General features: G+C 54.4%; 23 protein-coding genes and 1 pseudogene. 18 read left to right on the forward strand and 6 right to left on the reverse strand.

The window, feature by feature from the left end:
• Positions 1-43: 43 nt before the first annotated feature.
• The gene (locus PspCFBP13528_RS22295) at positions 44-946 is read right to left on the reverse strand and encodes a LysR family transcriptional regulator (RefSeq protein WP_137201518.1); all 903 of its coding nucleotides are present in this window, start codon (positions 944-946) and stop codon (positions 44-46) included.
• Positions 947-1,045: 99 nt separating this feature from the next.
• Between PspCFBP13528_RS22295 and PspCFBP13528_RS22300 the strand changes: the two genes are divergently transcribed.
• The 10 genes from PspCFBP13528_RS22300 to PspCFBP13528_RS22345 all read left to right on the forward strand — a co-directional run bounded on the left by PspCFBP13528_RS22300 (position 1,046) and on the right by PspCFBP13528_RS22345 (position 8,621).
• Entirely contained in the window at positions 1,046-1,750 is a 705-nt protein-coding gene (locus PspCFBP13528_RS22300) for an SDR family oxidoreductase (RefSeq protein ID WP_137201519.1), read from the forward strand.
• 254 nt (positions 1,751-2,004) lie between these two features.
• Positions 2,005-2,334 carry a hypothetical protein gene (locus PspCFBP13528_RS22305; protein WP_137201520.1) on the forward strand — a complete coding sequence of 110 codons (330 nt, stop codon included), beginning with the start codon at positions 2,005-2,007 and terminating at the stop codon, positions 2,332-2,334.
• A gap of 108 nt (positions 2,335-2,442) precedes the next feature.
• Entirely contained in the window at positions 2,443-2,733 is a 291-nt protein-coding gene (locus PspCFBP13528_RS22310) for a hypothetical protein (RefSeq protein ID WP_137201521.1), read from the forward strand.
• Between the two features lie 144 nt (positions 2,734-2,877).
• Complete coding sequence (locus PspCFBP13528_RS22315) at positions 2,878-3,126, forward strand: hypothetical protein (RefSeq protein WP_137201522.1); 249 nt, start codon at positions 2,878-2,880, stop codon at positions 3,124-3,126.
• A gap of 114 nt (positions 3,127-3,240) precedes the next feature.
• Positions 3,241-4,050, forward strand: coding sequence for a short-chain dehydrogenase (locus PspCFBP13528_RS22320; RefSeq protein WP_137201523.1), 810 nt, complete (start codon positions 3,241-3,243; stop codon positions 4,048-4,050).
• Between the two features lie 167 nt (positions 4,051-4,217).
• Positions 4,218-4,715, forward strand: coding sequence for a hypothetical protein (locus PspCFBP13528_RS22325; RefSeq protein WP_137201524.1), 498 nt, complete (start codon positions 4,218-4,220; stop codon positions 4,713-4,715).
• Between the two features lie 31 nt (positions 4,716-4,746).
• Positions 4,747-5,328, forward strand: a complete 582-nt coding sequence (locus PspCFBP13528_RS22330) for a hypothetical protein (RefSeq protein ID WP_137201525.1) — start codon at positions 4,747-4,749, stop codon at positions 5,326-5,328.
• A gap of 72 nt (positions 5,329-5,400) precedes the next feature.
• Positions 5,401-6,204 carry a hypothetical protein gene (locus PspCFBP13528_RS22335; RefSeq protein WP_137201526.1) on the forward strand — a complete coding sequence of 268 codons (804 nt, stop codon included), beginning with the start codon at positions 5,401-5,403 and terminating at the stop codon, positions 6,202-6,204.
• Positions 6,205-7,231: 1,027 nt separating this feature from the next.
• Entirely contained in the window at positions 7,232-7,735 is a 504-nt protein-coding gene (locus tag PspCFBP13528_RS22340) for a recombinase family protein (RefSeq protein WP_241669131.1), read from the forward strand.
• 373 nt (positions 7,736-8,108) lie between these two features.
• Complete coding sequence (locus tag PspCFBP13528_RS22345; protein WP_137201527.1) at positions 8,109-8,621, forward strand: hypothetical protein; 513 nt, start codon at positions 8,109-8,111, stop codon at positions 8,619-8,621.
• A gap of 358 nt (positions 8,622-8,979) precedes the next feature.
• Here the strand turns inward: PspCFBP13528_RS22345 and PspCFBP13528_RS22350 are convergent, their stop codons facing one another.
• The 3 genes and pseudogenes from PspCFBP13528_RS22350 to PspCFBP13528_RS22360 form a co-directional block, all read right to left on the reverse strand.
• Positions 8,980-9,315, reverse strand: a complete 336-nt coding sequence (locus PspCFBP13528_RS22350; RefSeq protein ID WP_137201528.1) for a hypothetical protein — start codon at positions 9,313-9,315, stop codon at positions 8,980-8,982.
• 122 nt (positions 9,316-9,437) lie between these two features.
• Positions 9,438-9,641 carry a hypothetical protein gene (locus PspCFBP13528_RS22355; protein WP_137201529.1) on the reverse strand — a complete coding sequence of 68 codons (204 nt, stop codon included), beginning with the start codon at positions 9,639-9,641 and terminating at the stop codon, positions 9,438-9,440.
• A gap of 46 nt (positions 9,642-9,687) precedes the next feature.
• Positions 9,688-10,008, reverse strand: a pseudogene (locus PspCFBP13528_RS22360) (MFS transporter); the annotation flags it as partial.
• Positions 10,009-10,168: 160 nt separating this feature from the next.
• Here PspCFBP13528_RS22360 and PspCFBP13528_RS22365 point away from each other — a divergent pair.
• Together PspCFBP13528_RS22365 and PspCFBP13528_RS22370 are read left to right on the forward strand one after the other, a co-directional pair.
• Positions 10,169-11,269 carry a sugar diacid recognition domain-containing protein gene (locus PspCFBP13528_RS22365; protein WP_065952706.1) on the forward strand — a complete coding sequence of 367 codons (1,101 nt, stop codon included), beginning with the start codon at positions 10,169-10,171 and terminating at the stop codon, positions 11,267-11,269.
• Between the two features lie 97 nt (positions 11,270-11,366).
• On the forward strand, positions 11,367-12,506 hold the full coding sequence (locus tag PspCFBP13528_RS22370) for a glycerate kinase (RefSeq protein WP_137201530.1): 1,140 nt from the start codon (positions 11,367-11,369) through the stop codon (positions 12,504-12,506).
• 8 nt (positions 12,507-12,514) lie between these two features.
• Here PspCFBP13528_RS22370 and PspCFBP13528_RS22375 read toward each other — a convergent pair whose 3' ends face one another.
• On the reverse strand, positions 12,515-13,921 hold the full coding sequence (locus PspCFBP13528_RS22375) for an alpha/beta hydrolase (protein ID WP_178084453.1): 1,407 nt from the start codon (positions 13,919-13,921) through the stop codon (positions 12,515-12,517).
• A gap of 403 nt (positions 13,922-14,324) precedes the next feature.
• Here PspCFBP13528_RS22375 and PspCFBP13528_RS22380 point away from each other — a divergent pair, with 403 nt between their 5' ends.
• A complete protein-coding gene (locus tag PspCFBP13528_RS22380) occupies positions 14,325-14,837 on the forward strand; it encodes a GNAT family N-acetyltransferase (protein ID WP_065952709.1) in 513 nt (170 codons plus the stop codon).
• Here the strand turns inward: PspCFBP13528_RS22380 and PspCFBP13528_RS22385 are convergent.
• A complete protein-coding gene (locus PspCFBP13528_RS22385; protein ID WP_137201532.1) occupies positions 14,834-15,526 on the reverse strand; it encodes an aspartate/glutamate racemase family protein in 693 nt (230 codons plus the stop codon). The genes PspCFBP13528_RS22380 and PspCFBP13528_RS22385 overlap by 4 nt on opposite strands.
• Before the next feature lie 319 nt (positions 15,527-15,845).
• Between PspCFBP13528_RS22385 and vgrG the strand changes: the two genes are divergently transcribed.
• The 5 genes from vgrG (at position 15,846) to PspCFBP13528_RS22410 (ending at position 20,361) form a co-directional block, all read left to right on the forward strand.
• Positions 15,846-18,242, forward strand: a complete 2,397-nt coding sequence (gene vgrG, locus PspCFBP13528_RS22390; protein WP_137201533.1) for a type VI secretion system Vgr family protein — start codon at positions 15,846-15,848, stop codon at positions 18,240-18,242.
• 8 nt (positions 18,243-18,250) lie between these two features.
• Positions 18,251-19,006 carry a DUF4123 domain-containing protein gene (locus PspCFBP13528_RS22395; RefSeq protein WP_101221407.1) on the forward strand — a complete coding sequence of 252 codons (756 nt, stop codon included), beginning with the start codon at positions 18,251-18,253 and terminating at the stop codon, positions 19,004-19,006.
• Complete coding sequence (locus PspCFBP13528_RS22400; RefSeq protein WP_241669132.1) at positions 19,003-19,497, forward strand: YceK/YidQ family lipoprotein; 495 nt, start codon at positions 19,003-19,005, stop codon at positions 19,495-19,497. The genes PspCFBP13528_RS22395 and PspCFBP13528_RS22400 overlap by 4 nt, the downstream gene beginning before the upstream one ends.
• Positions 19,498-19,567: 70 nt before the next feature.
• Positions 19,568-20,089 (forward strand): DUF3304 domain-containing protein, encoded by a 522-nt coding sequence (locus PspCFBP13528_RS22405; RefSeq protein WP_137201559.1) that lies wholly within the window; start codon positions 19,568-19,570, stop codon positions 20,087-20,089.
• Positions 20,077-20,361, forward strand: a complete 285-nt coding sequence (locus PspCFBP13528_RS22410; RefSeq protein ID WP_137201534.1) for a hypothetical protein — start codon at positions 20,077-20,079, stop codon at positions 20,359-20,361. Before PspCFBP13528_RS22405 ends, PspCFBP13528_RS22410 begins: the two co-directional genes overlap by 13 nt.
• Positions 20,362-20,387: the final 26 nt, after the last annotated feature.

The following is a 20,387-nucleotide window of genomic DNA, read 5'->3' on the forward strand; positions in this document are numbered from 1 at the left end:
TACCAGACACGAGCCCTCTGGAACAAGCCCTGAGCGTGTTTCTTCATGCACTCAGCAACGCCTGGCAGCGCTCCTGTAAAAAACGCTGCAGCGCTTTCACCCGTTCCGAGACCTGCAGGCGATGGGGGCACATCAGGTTGAACGGCGCCGGTTCGCCTTGCCACTCATCGAACAATGCCACCAGCCGGCCGGCGGCCAGGTCGCCCACCACATCGAGTCGAGCTTTGTAGGCGACGCCGTGCCCGGCCAGAGCCCAACGGCGCACGATTTCGCCGTCGTTGCTCAGATAGTCGCCGCTGACCTCGACCTCTTCAACCTGCGCGCCCTGGCGAAAGCGCCAGTTCTGGCTGACTTGGCCCTGGCGCATGTACCGCAACGCACTGTGCCCTGACAACTGCGCTGGATGCAGCGGTGTGCCGTGGCGCGCCAGGTAGGCCGGGCTGGCACAGGCAACGCGGTGGTGGTCGGGGGCGATCGGCAGGGCGACCAGGCTGGAGTCCTGGGGCACGCCAAAGCGCAGGGCAATGTCGACCGTCTCCCGAAACAGATCGGCGTTGCTGTCGTTGAGCATCAGTTGCAGGCGGATGTGCGGGTGTTCGGCCTTGAATGCATCCAGCCAGCCCAGCACCACGTTGCGCCCGAAATCCGACGGGGCCGCCACTTGCAGCAATCCGGTCAGGCCCTGGCTTTGCTGCTTGAGCGCCTGTTCGCCCTCATTCAATGCCGCCAGCGCAACGCGCACGCTGTCCAGGTAGCGCCGGCCTTCCTCCGTCAGCCGCATGCTGCGCGTGGACCGGGCGAACAAGCGCAGGCCCAGGCGGGTTTCCAGGCGCTTGAGGGCGATACTCGCCGCCGCCGGGGTCAAGCCAAGCCCGCGTGCAGCCGCGGACAGGCTGCCTGAATCGGCGGTACGCACGAACACTTCAAGATCCAGGATCGAGCTCATTTGTAAAATTCCTTTAAAGATCTTGTCGTTTTACCGGGATTTTTCTTCGATTACCAAGCGTGGAAGATGAACGCTCACTTCTCAACCCGGGCTTTTTCCATGACGACGTCTCTCGGCGGTACAACCATTATCGTGATCGGCGGTAGCAGCGGTATCGGCGCAGCCGTCGCCACAGCGGCTGCCGAGCGCGGTGCAACCGTGGTGGTGGCGGGGCGCCGCCTGACCTCGGCGGTGCACAACGGCATGCGCAGCGAGCCGGTGGATGTCAGCGACAGCGCCTCGTTGCAACGCCTGTTCGAAAGCGTGGGGCGCTTCGATCATCTGGTCTACACCAGCGGCCCATCGGTCAATGCCAAGACCCTGGCCGACACCGACCTGGACGAAGCCCAAGGCAATTTCAATGTGAAACTGTGGGGAGCCTTGCGTGCGGTTCAACAGGCATTGCCGTTTCTGCATGAGCGCGGCAGCATCAGCCTGACCTCCGGGCAGTTGGGGCGCAAGTTGGTGTCGGGACAGTTCATCAAGACCGGTATCAACGCCGCGACCGAAGCGCTGGGCAAGCAGTTGGCCAAGGAGCTGGCGCCGCGCCGTGTCAACGTGATCAGCCCCGGCGTGATTGACACACCGGCGTACGCCGGGCTTGGGGACGAGCAGCGTCTGGCGATGTTTGCCAAGGCCGGCGGGGCCTTGCCGGTGGGGCGAGTCGGGCAGGCGCAGGAAGTGGCGGCGGGGTATGTGCTGGCGATGGAGAACGGCTTTATGACCGGCGCCGTGATCGATGTCGACGGCGGCGGCCTGTTGTAACAGCGCTTCCACATGGGCATAGGTATCTACACAACTTTGGTATGACGCCGACATGTGGCGAGGAAGCTGGCTCCCGTGGCGGTCGCACAGCCTATCGCTATCTGACTGATGCACCGCAATCCAAATGTGGGAGGGGGCTTGCCCCCGATGGCGGCCTCCCAGCCGACAGCCACCCAACTGACACGCCTCGGCCCAATGTGGGAGGGGGCTTGCCCCCGATGCGGCCTCCGGGCCGACCAGGATGCTGGATCAGATTGAGTACATCAGCAAGAATTGATGCTGAATCCACAATAGCCAAAGCTGCTAAGCGCCTAGCCGTCACACTTAAAGCTGGGGGCATCTCAGAGGCCACACAGACAACGATTTTAAAGTCTTTAATATCTGGTGTTTCGTCCGATATAGAGGAAGCCCCAGAGGCCATACAAGAGACAGCCCAAGAGCCTACAACAACCGATATCCTTAAAACCAAATACAATCATGTAGATGTAAACTCTACGAGCACAGCTGCCATTCTCAAAGCAAAGTATTTTCAAGATAACTCGCCAGGGGATTTTATAGCTGAGTACGGGATGGAAGCTATCTAAGTACATGACACCTGAACGGTTAGCTGCTTATCAAGCTTCAGACACATCCTCACTTCTTGCAGCTAAATATGCTCGCTTCAATAAATAACCCAACCCAAGGAAAAACAAATGATGAACACAGCAAACACTCACACATTCCCAAGTCTAAACACAGTCTTGCTAGGTCAGGAGCTACGCCACGTTTTCGTAGCTACTCGTAAGACTTACGATGAAGCATTACACGAAGCATTCGCTACTGATATGAGGGGTGAAGACTACGATAGCTTCCACCGTAAGCAATTCATCAAGTTCTATGAAGCTGATGTAGCTCACGAAAGTGATAAGACTTTCCGTAACCGTAGCACTGATGAAGCCAACTACAATCTATTCAAGCGTCAAGAAGCAACTCAAGCCGCCTAAAGCTTGACAGCTCAATACCTAAGCTTTACACGCCGAAGCTTTCCAGTGGAAAATACAGTATTACGAATTTGTCTCATTCGTGGATTTCAAGTGTTTGTTGTGGCTGTAATATGGCGGCTCATTCAAACATATAGGAGAAACACAATGGTCAATCAAAAGCGTCTCGCCCGCCTCAAGTACGAAACCGAACTCCGTGGTAGCTTTCTTAAGGTTTTATCTGATGATCCTTATGCTGAAAAAACTACCTTGATGGCAGCTATCATCACTCTACTAACTGAACAAAACTCACAGTGTGAAGTTATGGATTTCAACGCTATTCGTAATGAGTTTGATACCATTATGAACCTTCTCTTTGACGGACGTTCTACAAAGCACAAAGCCAAAGGGCGCTGACAGCCCAAGCAACACAAGTGCCCCGCATTGACGGGGCTTTTCTTTGTCTGTAGAAAAGCGTCGTAGGCTTGTGGCACAATGCCTTCTTTAACGCATAGCATGGAGCAAGGCCAAGTGGACAAAACGTATTTTCCTACTGCGGAAGAGTTTTTTGTAAAACTTCCTCTTTATAGCAAGTTTGCTGTCACTGATGATAATTTCGAAGCTTTTCAGGCTTTTGGCTCCTACACCGACTCCATAGATACATACTGTGCTGCATGTGGTAGGCATAGTATTTTTAATGTAGAGCTTTCAAATCTTGGTCGTAACAATTTAAGTGTTATAGATTGGACGGTGCATTTCCCTTATGTAGACTTTACTGCTGTATGTTCAAGAAATAGAGAGCATAAAGCGCGTTATACTTTTAAAGTTGATAAAGAAGGTGTCAGAAAGATAGGTCAGTATCCGTCTATCGCGGATGCAGATAGTGTGAAAGTCAGAAAGTATCGCAATGTATTGTCCAAAGAGCAGTCAGAAGGTTTTACGATAGCGGTGAGGCTTGCGTCTGCTGGTGTGGGTGCTGGCGCTGTAGTTTATCTCCGTAGGATTTTTGAGTCACTAATTGAAGAGGCCCGTGGAGAGGCCAGCAAGGATAGTGTTTGGCTTGCAGCTAATGCTGGTTATAAAACAGATCGCGTAGCTGATAAGGTGAAATCGCTAAAAAGCTATCTACCTTCGTATTTGGTAGAACATCATGCTATGTATAGTGTTTTGTCGTCTGGTGTTCACGATATGTCAGAGCAAGAGTGTTCAGAGTTGTTCCCCACTTTGAAAATTGGCATCGAGTTAATTTTAGATCAGAAAATTCAAAAGAAAGAAGAAGCTGAAAAAGTAGCAGCACTTCAAAAAGTGCTCAGTGGAAAAGCTTCAAGCGGAAGTCGCTAGTCTCAGATTGATTCCCGTTAAGGTAGCCTACAGGTTTCAGGAGTTGATGCCCTGATGCTGCACATTACGCCTCGCATTAACGGGGCTTTTCTTTGCCTACGGTTTCTATTCTATTTGCCGCATGGCATTCTGCCTCCAATTGATCGGGTGTCTAAAAGGAGTCTGTCGTGGTTGATCGAATGCAGCGTTGGGTGAGCGCAGGACATAAAGCTGCTCCCATTGAAAAAATGATGCCCCCTGTGATTCATGCCCTTGGACATAAAGACTGTGAGTTGATCCAACGTGATCGGCGCGCCTTGGAGATTCATAATCTGACTGAGGCCGGTGTTATCCATCCCACTGAACAGCATATGATGGAGTTCAATGATCTACTGACGCAATCCTACCTCTGGGTGTTGGGCTCCTATGAAATCATCAGATCTATATGTGAGAGGCTGGAGGGCGACCCAAGGCATAGCATTGCCAGGGAAGCCAAGCACGTTTTCGAACGGGTACGTATGCCGCTAGCCAAGATGGCAACGGCTAGCCGCTACAGGGCAGACTCACCAATCGCCTATCCAGCCTTAAACTTGGACTGCGGTATTGCTTGGCAGGTGCAGGAATCAGTGTTCATAACACGTCATGAGCTGTCTGACACTTTTCTCAATTTCCTTGAAGCATTGTGAGCAAAACGTCACTTGATGTTGGGGGTTAAGGGTGAGCGAAGAAAGTGATGTTGATAGTCTCAAGCGTTTCGTCCACAGGCCAGAACGCATAGTTTCTAGCGCTTTTTGGGGTTGGATGACCCGTAAGCGTGGTCAGTCTGATATGGCTCGCATTATCGCCGGGGATTGGCTCGCTCATGATGGCTTGAACATTGACGAGCTTGAAGCGTTCTGTCTCAACTTTCGGCTACTAATCCAAGGCCGTGACGGGTTTTGTATTCGTGATATTGGTCTTATAGCTGAGGGGTGGGAGTCCAAGCATGATGACCTGAAAAAAGTAATCCAAGATACCCGTGCGAAACTGCGAAAAAATTTAGATTTCCCTAGCTTGATTAACATCAAGGATGAGGGTAAAACTACTAAGAATGAATTATTTGATTTGGTCTTTTATGGTGAAATAGTACATGAGGACAAAGTAAAGCGTCGTGAGTTTGACCGACTCGCAAAATCTGGACTGTTCTCGTTCTTTTTGTTTCAAGCATTCAAAAGTGTTCTTTTTCATTATCGCAATTGTATTCTCCATGTCGGCTGGGCTTCGCTGCAATGGCTTAGGCGGGAAAAGCATGTGGATTAGGCAGAATCGTAGATGATTACTCTAGTCTGTGGCACAATGCTTCCATAATCGCATACCATGGAGCAAGGCCAAGTGTCAGACAACGGTTTTCCTACACCTCATGATTTTTTCGTATCTGTGCCCCTGTATAAGTCGTACAAGTGGGACGATACTAGTTTTGATAAGGTTTTAGCTCTAACTAGATTCCAGGGGTCAATTGATACTTATTGTGTGGAGTGCAAGGATAGAAGTTTGTTTGTTGCTGACTATCCTGAATTTGGGCCTGTTCGTAAGGACTTCCGCACCAGACTTCAGAAACCTTATATTTGCGTAATCAAAGCTAAGTGCTCTCGCGTAAACGAACACGTCGCATGTTACGTCTTCAGGCTTAACGAAAAAGATGGTGTGACAAAAATAGGCCAGTATCCGTCCGGTGCTGACACCGCAAAACAAGATTTAAAAAAGTATCGTAAAGTATTGAGTGAGGAGCATCAGAAAGGCTATACCAAGGCTGTAGGGCTTTTCGCTCATAGTGTAGGTGCTGGCTCTATAGTTTACCTGCGAAAGATTTTTGAGGCATTAGTGAAAGAAGCGCATCAAGAAGCAATCAAAGATGCAGCTTGGCTATCTACTCACGGGGCAGGATACTCTGCTCTCAGAATGGGGGAGAAGGTAGCAGCTCTGGATAAGTTCCTGCCCTCAGATCTTGTACGGCATCCAAGGTTGTACGGCTTTCTTTCTCAAGGGCTTCATGGCTTAACAGAGGATAAATGCCTAGAGTTATTTCCTATGCTGATGATGGCAGTTGATTTTATATTGGATCAGAAGCTTGAAAAGCTGGAGAAAAAGCAAAAACGTGAAGCTTTAGATAAGCTGCTCAATAACACACAAACGTAGTACTTACTATCACGGAGGGAATTGCTCTCTGAGGAAGCCCAAGGCAATAGTCAAGGGTATACTCAGTAAGAAGCCCCTACAATGCCGGTGGCGGCTATTGTTCTCTCTGTGTATCCGATTTATGTGTGTGTCTGTAGATACGCTCAGGAAAGCCGCAGATGGGCTTGTATAGGGTGTTATTGGCGTAACTTGTAGAGGCAAACAACAGGGAGTTTTAACAGGGTAGGTTACAGGTGCATTAATTTCTGTTCTTTTGGTAGTCGATAGAGATTGCATTAGAGCAAACCCCTGATTCCATTGGGGTAGGGGTGGTGGGGTATTAAGCTCACCCATTTCTCACTACCAAGTTAAAGTTATCAAATTGTTGAAAGTTAACTTTAACTTGTCTCGAAGGCTGTAAAATATTAAATGTCTAGTGATTTATGCTGATCAATACATGTTTCCATATAGAATTCACTTATAGCTGCATTCATAGGTTTACTCTCTTTATGGGGTGCACCACGAGTCAGCTCTGATTGGTAAGAAAGGAAACCGCAGGGTAGTAGAGGATTTATAGTGGTATTTCATAAAGCAGCCTAGCCTCTAGCCCTTTTATTACGTGGCCTCCAGAGGTTTCCATAGTGGTTAAAATTGGTTATTGGGAGGCTATCCTTTATGTGTGTTTCACTGGGATTCTCTACTGATCCAATAGCCGCTAGCGGCCCCCCTTCTCAATGTGCGGTAGCACAAGTAATCCCCCCCCCGCGTGTAGCTGAAAGGTTTATTTCTCTCTCCTGTCTTGACAGCTACGCATTCATACGAAGTTGAGAAAGCCATTTACAAGCAGTAGACGCTCGACTACGGAACGTGAAACGCATACAATGCCTTCACACACAATGAATTTCGGAGTGTGAACATGTCAGCTTCAGCAGGGGTAAAGGGCGGTATGAAAGTGATTGCCTACTATCGAGTGTCTACCAAACGCCAAGGTGACTCTGGCTTGGGCTTAGAGGCTCAACAGGCATAAGTAGCTCAAGCTGCTACACAGATGGGTTGGAACATCCTAGACAGCTTTACAGATGTTGAGAGTGGCAGTGTCAGCCCAATACAACGTAAGGCGTGTGTAGAGGCTCTTGCTGCTTGTAAAGAGCAGGGAGCCACATTGGTAGTGGCTAAGCTTGATCGTCTATCCCGTGACGTGGCAGACATATCAGCCCTCATGAAATCGGTTAGCTTCAAGGTGGCGACGATGCCAGAGGCTGATAGTTTCCAACTGCATATCTACGCAGCCCTGGCCCAGCAGGAGAGAACCTTCATCAGCCAACGTACCAAGGAAGGACTATCGGCTTTGAAGGCAAGGGCAGATGCAGGAGACAAGCTATCCCAGGAGAAGATTGAGAGAAGGCGTGTAGCTCTCACTGTACCTCATCAAAATAAGTCATATCTCAAGGCCAATGAGGCCAAGATAGAAAAGGCTGATGAAAAGGCTAAGGCACTGAGAGCCACTGTAGAGGCTGCTATCGGCTTCCATAGCATACGCTACTGGCGTTAGCTGACTACTTAAACAGCTCTGGTGTTGCTACAGCTCGTGGCAAGACGGGTGTTGGTGCATGGGGTGCTGAACAAGTAAAGAGGCTTCTTGCTAGATTAGAAATCTCTTTCCCATAGGCTATTGCATTCCTCAAGCGGGTGTGATGGCTATTAGATATTTGAAAAAAGCATAGCCTCAGCATTGGCCTCTATGCTTCCTGTTAAGCCCCTCGCCTGTAAATCCAAAACCCAAATCTAGATGCCACCCATAGATATTATTGTCGCTGGCGTTGTAGGCATGTAGATAAGCAGAGGTCGTTTCTGGCGGCGGGGAGGGTGGATTAGTCCCGAATTGAGTTGTGATATCATGTCGCCTCCATAGGAAGGGGCGTGAAATGAGTATTGACGACGTTGATGGTGATTTTAAGAAGGCTAGGGCGTTTCTGCTTGCATACTCAACGTTGATTCTACTCTTGTGGTATTTCTCAGTTGATTTGAGAGCCTTCAGTTTCTTAGGTGTACCGATTGGTATACGAGATAATATAAAAAACGTTCATTTAGTCGCTGCGATAGGTAATGCCTATTTTCTGCTGCGTTTTCTCCAAAAGGCACCTAAAGGAAGCTTCAAGTTGAATGAGGAAATGACCTCAGTCTTTGAAGCCGCATTAAAAACTCTAGTACCTTATGCATACATTTTCAAATTTTACTCGTGGATGCGCTCAGTTGTAAATTCACCTAACGCCATCATTCATCCTAGCAGGATTGAAAGAAAAATAACTATGGGGCATCAGTTATCAAAAGATCCAACTTCCATTATAAGCTTTTGGTACTGGGGGAATGCTGAGCTTGCCCGCCGTGTAGAGGTGTCAATCGACCTTGGGTTTATGTATGTGAAGGATGGGCATTAACATATTGGACGTGTTTCTGATAAGCGAATTATACCAGCCTATGCGTTGGTTTTGATTTGCCAAGCTTACGCCTTTGTCAAAGGCTCATTAACTACTTCGTGGTTTACAGATTACATCCTTCCCATTGTATACGCTTTAGCTGCCATAGGCGTTTTCGTCAGCACATGGTGGCGGGTAAATCATGTGCTGCTGATTTGTTGAAACCATTTCTCTATGTGAAAAGCCCCAGCTGGTTAAGGTAGGGCTTCTTAATTGTTGCGCTTTACAATTATGAACCTTTACACTGGTAAACCACTTCAAGAGCTACCACTGTAGCTATCGCTGGCTGCATATTCTTCCATTCTGGTGTGCTGCCATGCTACTTCAATACCGCTAATACTTTATCCAGTACTTGTTTGTTGCTTGTTCCATACGGAATACAGATTCTACTGAAGGCTTTGGAATCTTTGCCAAGCTCTGTCAGTTGTAGTGTTGCTGTGAAGACAGAGTGGCAATGACTATTCAAAGTTTCTTCAGAGTCAGTCAGTAGGGCTTTACGTTGTGAGGAATTGATATCCCATGTCTTCTGTAAGGTAGTGCAAGCTGTCACATATATTTCTAGAGGTGTATCCAGCTTCACGCTCTGTACAGCTTGAGTTGTTCCAGCTACAGCCAGAAATGAGAGAGAAGCTAGAGCCAGGATTGCCTTTTTCATTGTGTAACGTCCTTTGAATTCATGGTGTAGATTGTAACCGTTGTCAAAAGGGTAGTGATATACCGCCAAAGTAGATATTTAATTGCCTCCCGGCTTTAACTTTCGATAGCAAGCGGGGTACATCACTTAAACATGTCTTCTATAAGTGCGACGTACAAAACGCCCAGGCCAATCACCAGTAGCCCCATAACGAGGTAGTGGAGCAAAGAAGCCACGTTCTGTTTGAGCGTCTGCCGTCTCTTGGCTTGGATAGTTTTTTGGATGAGGTGGCGTAGGCGGGACAGGGAGGTGGCACCTTTACCTGCGGGACGTTGCTCGTTTTTCATGCATAGACACCTTAAAAATCTGTGGGTGTCTTTTTGCAACTATTTATAGGCACGTGGACAGGGTGCCCCACACGATCATCATCAGCGCAATCCAGCGCCTTGGCCCGAACCGGGTCAGCGCCAGGTTGCTCGGCACGCCACACAGCACGTAGCCGATAAAGAAGATCCCGGCACCCAGGCCGTACACGGTTTCACTGAATTTCAACGCGTCGAGCATCTGCAATTTGGCAAAGCCAACGTTGACCCGGTCAAGGTAGTTGAACAGGTAGCAGATGAAAATGAAGGGGATCAGGCGCAGGGTGACGCGCTTGTAGATGGCGTTTTTATCGTCATCGGTGGCCAGTGCTGCAGCGGCGCTCTGTGACATGGCGAGTCTCTCTTTATTATGATTTTTGGCGATGCGAGGGTAACGTTGATCGCTTGCACAGTCTCGGTGAGGCGATGGGCAACTGTCTTTGTGCTCGCGCACAGTCAAGCCTGCTTTGCGCTGTGCCGCTGACCAACCCGTTTCGAGGAAAATAGCCCCCATGTTCGAGCTGGATCATGAGCTGGCACAGGATATCGTCAATCGCACCATGGCGATCCTGCCCTACAACGTCAACGTGATGGACAGCCAGGGCCTGATTCTCGGCAGCGGCGAGCCGGAGCGCATCAACACCCGTCACGAAGGCGCGCAATTGGTGCTGGCCAACGAGCGCGTAGTGGAAATCGACGGGCAGACCGCCAAGCACCTCAAAGGTGTGTTGCCGGGCATCAACCTGCCGCTGATGCACGACCAGCGCCTGATCGGCGTCCTGGGTATCACCGGTGAGCCGGACGGGTTGCGCACCTACGCCGAGCTGGTGCGCATGACCGCCGAAATGCTGGTCAGCCAGCGTCACCAGCAGGCCGAGCAGCAATGGCGACGCCAGCGCTGTGACGATTTGCTGGCCTTGCTGTTGGCCGATACGGGCGACTCGCCGCGCCTGGTCGACGAAGCGCAACAGTTGGGCCTCAAGCCGCAACTGGCGCGCATGCCGTACCTGTTCGAACTGGGCGCGGGGCAGTCGGCCGAGGCCTTGAGCGCCTGGCTGACGTCGCGTTATCCGGACAGCTGGTGCGTGAGCAGCGCGCAGTTTTCCCTGCTGTGGTGCCGTCCGGCGGCCCTGCACATCGACAACCCACGCCTGCTGGAAAAGCTCGACGGCCTGGGCTGGAATATCCTGCGGGTGGCCGTAGGCGGGCAGGCGCAAGGGCTGGCCGGTCTGCGCCGCTGCTATCGCCGCGTCGGTGACTTGCTCGCCTACGGCCGCGATATCCTGCCGCACGCGCGCCTGTTGATCCTCAACCGCTATCGCCTGCCGGTCATGCTCTGGCGCCACCGCAACGACGATGCCCTGGACGAATTGCTCAATCCGTTGCGCAAAGTACTGGCCAAGGACAGCAACGGCCAACTGCTGGCCACGCTGCGCAGTTGGTGCGAGCACGACGGGCAAAGCCAGGCCTGCGCCGATGCCCTGGGGATTCATCGCAACAGCCTGCGCTACCGCATGGAAAGAATCGCCGAGCTGAGCGGCGTCGACCCGCTGACCCTGGACGGCATGCTTGCGCTGTACCTGGGCGTGCAGTTGTTGCCCCAGGGTTTGTAAAAATGAACAACAAACTTCAACGCCACTTGTGCATCGGACCGGCGTCAGCAGCAGTACCAACTGTCAGCATGGGCGTTATAAAAACCGGAGAACGCCCATGAAAATCATCATCGCCCCCGACTCGTTCAAGGACAGCCTGAGTGCCGAACGGGTCGCCCAGGCCATTGCCGATGGCCTGGTTCAGGTCTGGCCTGACGCACAGTTGGTGCAATGCCCGATGGCGGACGGCGGTGAAGGGACGGTCACCGCGGTGCTCGCTGCGTGTCAGGGGCAATTGCGCAGCCAGACCGTGCGCGGGCCACTGGGCGCCAAGGTGCAAGCGCACTGGGGATGGTTGGCCGACAGCCACACCGCAATCATCGAAATGGCTGAAGCCAGTGGCCTGCAGCTGGTTGCGCCGGGCCAGCGCAATGCGTGTTCCAGCAGCACCTATGGCACCGGCGAACTGATCCGCGCGGCCCTTGATCTGGGGGCCCGGCGCATCATTCTGGCCATTGGTGGCAGTGCGACCAATGATGGCGGCGCGGGCGCGATGCAAGCGCTCGGCGTGCAGTTGTTCGATGCCCATGATCAGCCCGTGGCACCTGGAGGTCTGGCGTTGAGTGGCCTGGCCCGCATCAGCCTGGAAAACCTGGATTCGCGTGTGGCCCAGGTCCGCTTCGAAATCGCGGCGGATGTGAACAACCCTTTGTGCGGGCCCCATGGCGCCTCGGCAATTTTCGGCCCGCAGAAAGGCGCCACTCCCGAGCAGGTTAAACAGCTGGATGCCGCTCTCGGCCATTTTGCCGACCACTGCGCACAAGTGCTGCCCAAGGACGTGCGTGACGAACCAGGTAGCGGCGCCGCCGGTGGCCTGGGTTTTGCCGCCAAGGCGTTTCTGGGTGCACAGTTTCGTGCCGGCGTTGAGGTGGTGGCCGAGTTGGTCGGGCTGGACGCCGCCATGCGCGGTGCCGACCTGGTCATTACCGGCGAAGGCCGCTTCGACGCCCAGACCCTGCGCGGTAAAACCCCGTTTGGCGTAGCGCGCATCGCCCGCCACCACAAGGTCCCGGTGATCGTGCTCGCCGGGACCCTGGGTGATGGCTACGAGCAGATGTACGCCCACGGCGTGGATGCCGCATTTGCGTTGCCATCGGGGCCGATGAGCCTGGAGCAGGCGTGCAGCGAGGCGCCGCGACTGTTGTGCGAGCGGGCGGCGGATATCGCCAGGCTATGGCGGACAGCGCTGCGAGGCTGACCCCGGGATCAGGGTGATTCGTAGCAGATCGAAAAGCGGTCGGATTTACGTCCAAAGGCCAGGAAATCTCCGACATTCCTGTTCACGCAGGCATTGGCCCCGGGGAACGAAACGCCGTGTCGGTAGGCGCCCTTGAGTAGCGTCATGTGCGCGGCAGGCACACTTGCGAACGCTTTGAGTGCGCCTGCTGCGGGCGTCTGATCGTCATATTCGGCCTGAATCATAAAGAGGCCGTCGACCTGCGCCAGCCTGCGCTGCGGCACCCCGTCAAGCTGTTGGCCGCGCCAATCGGCGCAATGTCGCGACGGGAAGAAACTGCCCCCTACTGGATACTGAATGGCGTACTGGCTTTCCTTGTCGGTCCAGAATGCTTCGCCTGCGGACACTGAATCGTTGCATAGCACGGTGCTACGGACAGACTCTCTGGGCGTGAGTGTCAAGGGACCGAGCGCCAGACCATTCCACGGTGAAGGGCGGCGGGTGCCGTCGAGCAGACGTATAAACGCCTGTTTCGCCAGCGCATTTATGCCAGGGTCAGGGCTGAATCGATGGGCTCGGGCGTTGGCCAACAGCTTGGCGTCCGGCAGGTCTGGCGATTCACGCAGCCACTGACTGAGTGCGCGGGCCGCCATCAGGTATTCAGGCGCGCTGTAGTACTCGTTGTCTGAACGCAGCGCCCCTCTGACGTGAGGCAACAGGTCGATAAAAACCGCGCCTATTGCCTTTGGGGTGCTGCCCATCTGGTAGCGCCGCGGATCGTCGGCGGCGCGCTGTGCAACAAATCGCGCGAACACGCGTTCTTTTTCCGGTGCTTGAACCAACGAGGCGTCCTGGAACGTGGCGGTCCAGTCTGGACTCGAGTCGAGCACCATGCGCCCGACCTGCTTTGGAAACAAGCCGGCGTACCAGGCACCCAGCCATGTGCCGTAACCGTTGCCGAAGTAATTGAGCTGGCGTTCGTCGAGCAGCACACGCACCAGCTCCATGTCCCGCGCTGTTTGTTCGGTATTGATATAAGGTGCCAGGCGCTGGCTGGCGCAGCCTCGGGCCAGTACGCCAGCGTTATGCCGGATAGCCTCGATATTGGCCGGACTGCGATCTTCGGTGATGTCGTTTTGCGCAACGATCTCCTCGTCGGATCGGCACACCAGTTGCGAGTGCGGGTCACTGCCCATCCCTCGCGGTGTCATTGCAATCACATCGTAGGTATTGACCAGGTGCCGATAGGCCTCACCCTGTGGCTGATCGGCGTAGCCTTTCCATAGGGAAGCCAGGAGCACAGTGAACCTGTCGGCCTCGGCGCCGGGCCCGCCCGGATGGGTAAACAGGGCACCTTCGCGCTCGGCGGGCAGCAACGCCCCAACGCGGGTGATGTCCAGCTTGAGATTGCCCAGGCTGGGGTTCAAGTGGTCCATGGGCACGGTGACGATGCCGCATTGCGTCCTGGCGATTACCTCCGGATCCAGCCCGGTGAAGGGCCGGCTGTCACAATCCGGTAGCCAGCGGATACCCCACTCAGGCGGGTGTTTCGTCGCACAAGCGCTAACCCCCAATAGCGCAGCGACAAAAAAGCAGGCGGTTAGCGTTCGTTGTTTTATCAATTGGCAGACACTCGGGTGCGTGGTTGGACGCGCCCGAGTTTTGCAAGTAAAGCTTGCCGTGCATGTAGGACCATATCGGTTGTTCGGTCAGCAACTTCCGATAGCACTCAAGCAGCCTGCGACCCGGCCGCCTGGTACACCGAAGGTTGAAGCTCGCCAGGGCGCCTGCTTTGCTCCTACACTGGTCGGCCACTTGTCGTTCAAAGGATGAAACACAATGCGCACGCCTGACCTCCCTATCGTGATTCAGCGCTTCACCGAGGCCCACCTTGAGGGCGTCGCGGCGCTCTACAACGAACCGGCGGTATGCCGTCAGGTGCTGCAGATGCCTTTCCAGTCCGTGGAAGCCTGGCGCAAACGCCTGGTGATGGATAACGAACGCCGACTGCAATTGGTGGCGCTGCACGGCGGCGAAGTGATTGGCCAGCTGGGGTTGGAGCAGTACCTGCGCGTGCGCCAGGCGCATGTGGGGTCTTTCGGCATGGGCGTAGCGACGGCGTGGCAGGGCAGGGGCATCGGTTCGAAGCTGTTGACGGCCGCGCTGGACGTGGCCGACAACTGGATGAACCTGCACCGCGTAGAGCTCACGGTGTATGCCGACAACGAAGCGGCACACAACCTGTATCGTAAATTCGGCTTCGAGGTCGAAGGGCGTTTGCGCGATTACGCCCTGCGTGACGGTGTGTTCGTCGATACCCTGAGCATGGCGCGCCTGCGCAAGTCGGCTTAGTCCTCCAGTGCAAACGCCACCGCAGCCCGCGCATGCAGCTCGGTCGTGTCCAGCAGCGGCAGGTCGCTGTGCTCGGGTTTGATCAGCAGGCTGATTTCCGTACAGCCGAGGATCACCGCCTGGGCGCCGCGTGCGGCCAGGGACTCGATCACCCGCTGGTAGACTGCGCGTGATTGGTCGCTGATCACGCCCACACACAACTGCTCATAAATGATCCGATGCACGTCCTTGCGTTCGTCGGCATCCGGCACCAGTACGGTCAGGCCCTGTGCGATCAAGCGGGCCTTGAGGAAGTCCTGCTCCATGGTGAATGCAGTGCCAAGCAAGCCCACGGTCAAGGTGCCGGCTTGCCTGGCAGCCGCCCCGGCCGCATCGGCGATATGCAGGAAGGGAATCGACACTGCCGCCTCGATACGCGGCGCCACCCGGTGCATGGTGTTGGTACACAGCACCACACATTCGGCGCCGGCTGCCTGCAGGCGGCGCGCGGCGTCTTCCAGGATCAGCGCGGCATCATCCCAGCGCCCGGCGTGCTGGGCCTGTTCCACCGGGCCGAAGTCCACGCTGTACATCAACAGTTGCGCCGAACGTAGCGGGCCGAGCCGGTCGCGTACGTGCTGGTTGATGATGCGGTAATACTCGGCACTGGACTCCCAGCTCATGCCGCCGATAAGGCCGATGGTGCGCATGCGATGCTCCGGACAGGGGAATGTGGCTTCACCATACCCACCGATAGCGGATTAGTCATAGGCAGTTGCCGGTCAATTCACCGGAGCAGTTCGGGTGAGGCAGGCGGGCTTACCTGCGACGATGCCTTGATAACACCCAATGATCAGACGGCCCCCGGCACACTCGGCCAACAATCGACAATTACCTGAATTTGCCGGCCTGGAGGACTTGCAGGTGCAAATGAAGAAGCATCGTTCTTATAAAGGTGAATTTTCCGACATTAATTACCGATAACAAATCTTTACTCTCTGGAGTCTCTCGCGTTTACGAGTAAAAGGGATGACTTTCAGCGTTTTACCGAGCGTTTTTTTCGACCACAGCCGACATCAGTTGAGTGTGCGCAACCTCGATGCCCGTCTCGATGTCCTGGCGTTCGAAGGCCACGAACACCTGAGCCAGCCGTTCCGTTATCGGGTGGAGCTCACCAGCACCGAACGAGATCTGGCGGCGCATAGCATGCTCGGCCAGGACGCCAGTTTCAGCCTGCACGCCGCGCCGCAAAAGCTTCCGGTCGCCGGGCTCAGCGCACCGGAGGTCAAACCGTTGCGCACTCTGTATGGCGTGGTCACCCGCTTCAAACGCCTGTCCGGTTCCCTCGACGAAGCCCGTTACGAAATCATCCTCGAACCACGCCTGGCCCTGCTAGGTCGTGGCCGGCAGTTGCGCATCTACCAGCACCAGTCGGTGCCGGAAATCGTCGAAGGCATTCTGCGTAGCCGCCATGGCCTGGAAGGCCAGGATTTTCTGTTCAGCCTCAAACGCGACTACCCCAAACGCGAACAGGTCATGCAATACGGTGAAAACGACCTGGCCTTTATCGCCCGCCTACTGGCCGAGGTCGGCATCTGGTACCGCTTCACCAGCGACGAACGCCTGGGCATTGATGTGGTGGAGTTTTGCGACGATCAACGCCTCTATCAGTTCGACATCGAGCTGCCCCTTCGGCCGCAATCCGGGCTGGGCAGCAGCGGCCAGGATGCGGTGTGGCAACTGCAATCGCAGCATCAGGTGGTCGAACAGCAGGTGCATTTCCGCGCCTATCACCACCGTGATGCCAGCGCCCATCTGAGCGGCGAGATCGATCAGAGCCGGGGCGCGACCACCACTTACGGTGAGGCCTACCACTACGCCGAACCTTACACGTCCCTCGGCGACCGTCTGGATCAGGACGAAGATCTGCAAGGCGAAAGCGGCTATTTCTACGGCCGCTTGCGTCACGAGCGTTACCTGAATGGGCAGACCCGACTCAGCGGCATCAGCAGCAGCGCCACCCTGGCGCCGGGGCAGGTGCTGAAAGTCTCTGGCGGCGCGCCTCAGGCCTTCACTCCCGGCGCGGTGATCACCGGCCTGACCACCAAGGCCGCCCGTGATCAAAGCTTTGAAACCACCTTCCAGGCCATGCCCTATTCAGAAACTGTGTGCTTTCGCCCAGAACTGAAGGAAAAACCACAAATCGCCGGCACCGTCCCAGCCCGCGTCACCAGCCCGCAGGCCAACGATCCCTACGCGCATATCGACCTGGAAGGGCGCTACCGGGTGAATTTCCTGTTCGATCGCGACAGCTGGAAGGCCGGTGAAGAAAGTGTGTGGCTACGCCTGGCCCGGCCCTACGCGGGCGACACCCATGGTCTGCATTTACCGCTGATTGCCGGCACCGAAGTGGCGGTGGCCTTCGAACAGGGCGACCCGGACCGCCCCTACATCGCCCATGCCTTGCACGACAGCCAGCATGTGGACCACGTGACCCTGCGCAACGACAGGCGCAACGTACTGCGCACCCCGGCCAACAATAAACTGCGCATGGACGATACGCGGGGGCAGGAGCACGTCAAGCTCAGTACTGAATATGGTGGCAAAAGCCAGCTCAACCTCGGGCATTTGGTGGATGCCGCGAAACAAAAGCGCGGGGAAGGGTTTGAGCTGCGTACGGACGATTGGGGGAGCATTCGCGCCGGTAAAGGTTTGTTCATCAGTGCGGATGTACAGGCCAAGGCCGCTGATGATGTGCTCACTATGGCACCAGCCACCGGTATGGTTGCGGGAGCAAAGCAACAAGTCGCCGATTGGCAGGAAATCGCCCACTCTCATCGCAGTCCTCAGCCTGCGATAGACGGCTTGCAGCAGTTCCAGGATAACGCCAAAGACCTGCACGCCTCGGCCATCCTGCTCAGCGCACCCAAGGGCATCGGCGCGGTGACCCCTGACAGCGTACTGCTCAAAAGCGGCAAAGCGATGTACGTGCAAAGCAACGACGAGATCAACCTGGCCGCCGCTCAACGGCTGTTCGTCCATGCGAATAAGGCCATTTCCCTGCTTGCCCAGCAAGAAGGCATGCGCCTCGTATCCGGTAAAGGCCCCCTGGAAATCGAATCCCACGGCGACGTGATGAATCTGATTGCCCAGCAAGACATCACCCTGCAGACCGTACAGGGCCACCTGCAATTGACCGCCAAAAACGGCATCACCCTGGCCTGCGGTGGCGGCTACATCCGTATCACCCCGGCCGGGGCTATCGACATCCACACGCCCGGCAAGCTCAACCTCAAGGGCCAGCATGTCTGGGAAAAGACGGCCAGCCAGGGTTTTCCACTGCCGGAGTTGCCACAGTCGGTGTGTAAAGAGTGCCTTGAAAAAGCCAGGGGAAACACCACCGGTTTACTGATGCGCGAAGGTTGAGGGGGAATATGAAGATGGCAACACCCACAGAATGGCAAGAACAGATCGAACAGGTATGTGCCAGCGTCGCAATACAGCAGGTCGATCTATTGCTCGACCAAACCGCCTGGAACAACTGCGTTATACCTGCGCTGAAGATGTTGAGCCCAGAGGTTCCATGGTTCTCGTTGTTCAGCGCAACGCCGGAGGAAAACCTGCTGGATCAGTCACCTGTTTTGATGCGTCTAGACCTGACGCATTGGCAGCATAAAGCCTGGCTCGAAGAATTAATGACCCACTGCGCCGTGGATGCTCGCTTGCTGGTAGTGATCTCGCCATTACCGTTCGAAGTATTGAGCCATGCCCTGCAAGCCTTGTCGCAAATCAAATGGGGCGGGCAGTCCGGGCTACTGCGTTATTACGATCCGCGCATCTTTCCCTTGTTGATGGCCTCGATCCTGACGGATGACCAGCGCGCCGAATACGTGAACGTTGCGTGCTATTGGGGCTGGCTGGATCGAGATGATCGGCCGCAGTGGCTGCAAGGTACTTGCCAGACTTATCAGGGTGGCACTCAAGTGAGTCCCGGCATGGACCTGAGTGATCAGCAATGCGACCTGATTGGTTGCATAGGTGATGCGCAGAGACTGCTCGATGGCGGGAACTTTGATGACCTGGGAGAGGGTCCGGAACAGCGTTTCGCCTCCTTATATTCATTTGTCATACGGGCCAGTCGGGAAAGCTACTTTGGTGATTTGGCCGAGTACGTGAGGCAAAAACTGTGAGCCTCGATGAAGACGTTTCGAAGGGGCAGCGCGTTCGGCATACAGAAACCTTGCACAGGCAAGAGATTGATGCGTTGAAGCGCTTGGCTTTGATCGTGTTGCTTGGCCTCGCCACCCTCACTGTCGGCTGTGGAACATTAGTTGGGCGAGGCAAGTCATCGAAAACCTACAGCAGTTCCGGCTATTACTATGTTGGTGTTCAATATGATTGGCGGCTGCTTACATTGGAAAGTCGCGGTAGCTACGACTATGTCCCTGAGTTTTGTTATCTAAGTGTCGTGTGCCCATTCGCGACGTTGCTCAGTATGCCAGTAGATTTCGTGGTCGATACAGTGATGCTATATAGCGATCATCAAAACAGGCTTGTCGAAGAACGACATTTCAATGGGTATCTTCGTGATACGTACTGCCTCCCTGAGGGCGGGCCAGATGAGGCGGCACTCAGACGATTGGGCCTGGGTGTGGACTTCTGTTTGGAGCTCAGTAAATAGGGGCCGTGAAGCAGCTGCGTAGTACGTGCGCGATGAGTCTATTTTGGTTGTGATAAGGGAATTTCATATGATGGGCTTGTCAATAAGGAAAGTATTGTTGCAAGGGCTGTATGGCTTTTTCGGGTTGACGTTATTTGGGTGTTCTTCTGCGGATAATGAAATGGCGGGAGGTAACTTGGAGGCTGTCAATCATACGGTGCATGCTATTAACTGTATGTCGGTCAATGGTTTTCGTGCGGACGGTGGAGGAGGAAGTTCCTGTTGCATTATTATGCCGATTAAATGGCGGCCCGGTTTGAAAGCTAATATTGAGTGGGAGGTTGATCCTGATCCTTTTGCTTATTCAAAATGGCCTTCATTAGGTACTGAGGGCTATCGAGTTGCACAAGCCCAACACAAAAAAAACTATCAGCGCCACAGTGCCATAGTGGATATTCCTGAGTGGCCAGGCACTGAATCGTGTGGTTTGAAAGTACATTTTCTCGTCTGCAATCAAATCAAAGTCACCACCTCTTGCTGGGGTTATGGTTCACCTAATAATCCAATTAAAGATCCTCTGGGGATGAAGGAGCCAGCCGCATGTCCACAGTAAAAGAAAACTCAAGCTCTAAAGCTTGGGCGCCTCCGGAGTTTACTGTCAATGGTCGTTTACCGACGCAATTATCGGCGGTGTCCGCCAACTATGACAAGCAAATCTGCGAGGAAAATCTTTTTCGTCAAGGGGTCGATAAGCCCGCCAGCAACACCGTCTCGCAGTACCTTCCGCAGCGTCTAAACACGATCGTAGAAGACACCCAGGTCGAATTACCAGTCACCACTGTTGGGACGGGCGGATTAGCTCGGCCATGTACCAGGAGGAGTTGAGGCTGCTTATAGGCGCTATTAAAAAA

It is taken from the genome of Pseudomonas sp. CFBP13528 (assembly GCF_005233615.1).
Classification (GTDB): Bacteria; Pseudomonadota; Gammaproteobacteria; order Pseudomonadales; family Pseudomonadaceae; genus Aquipseudomonas; species Aquipseudomonas fluorescens_AM.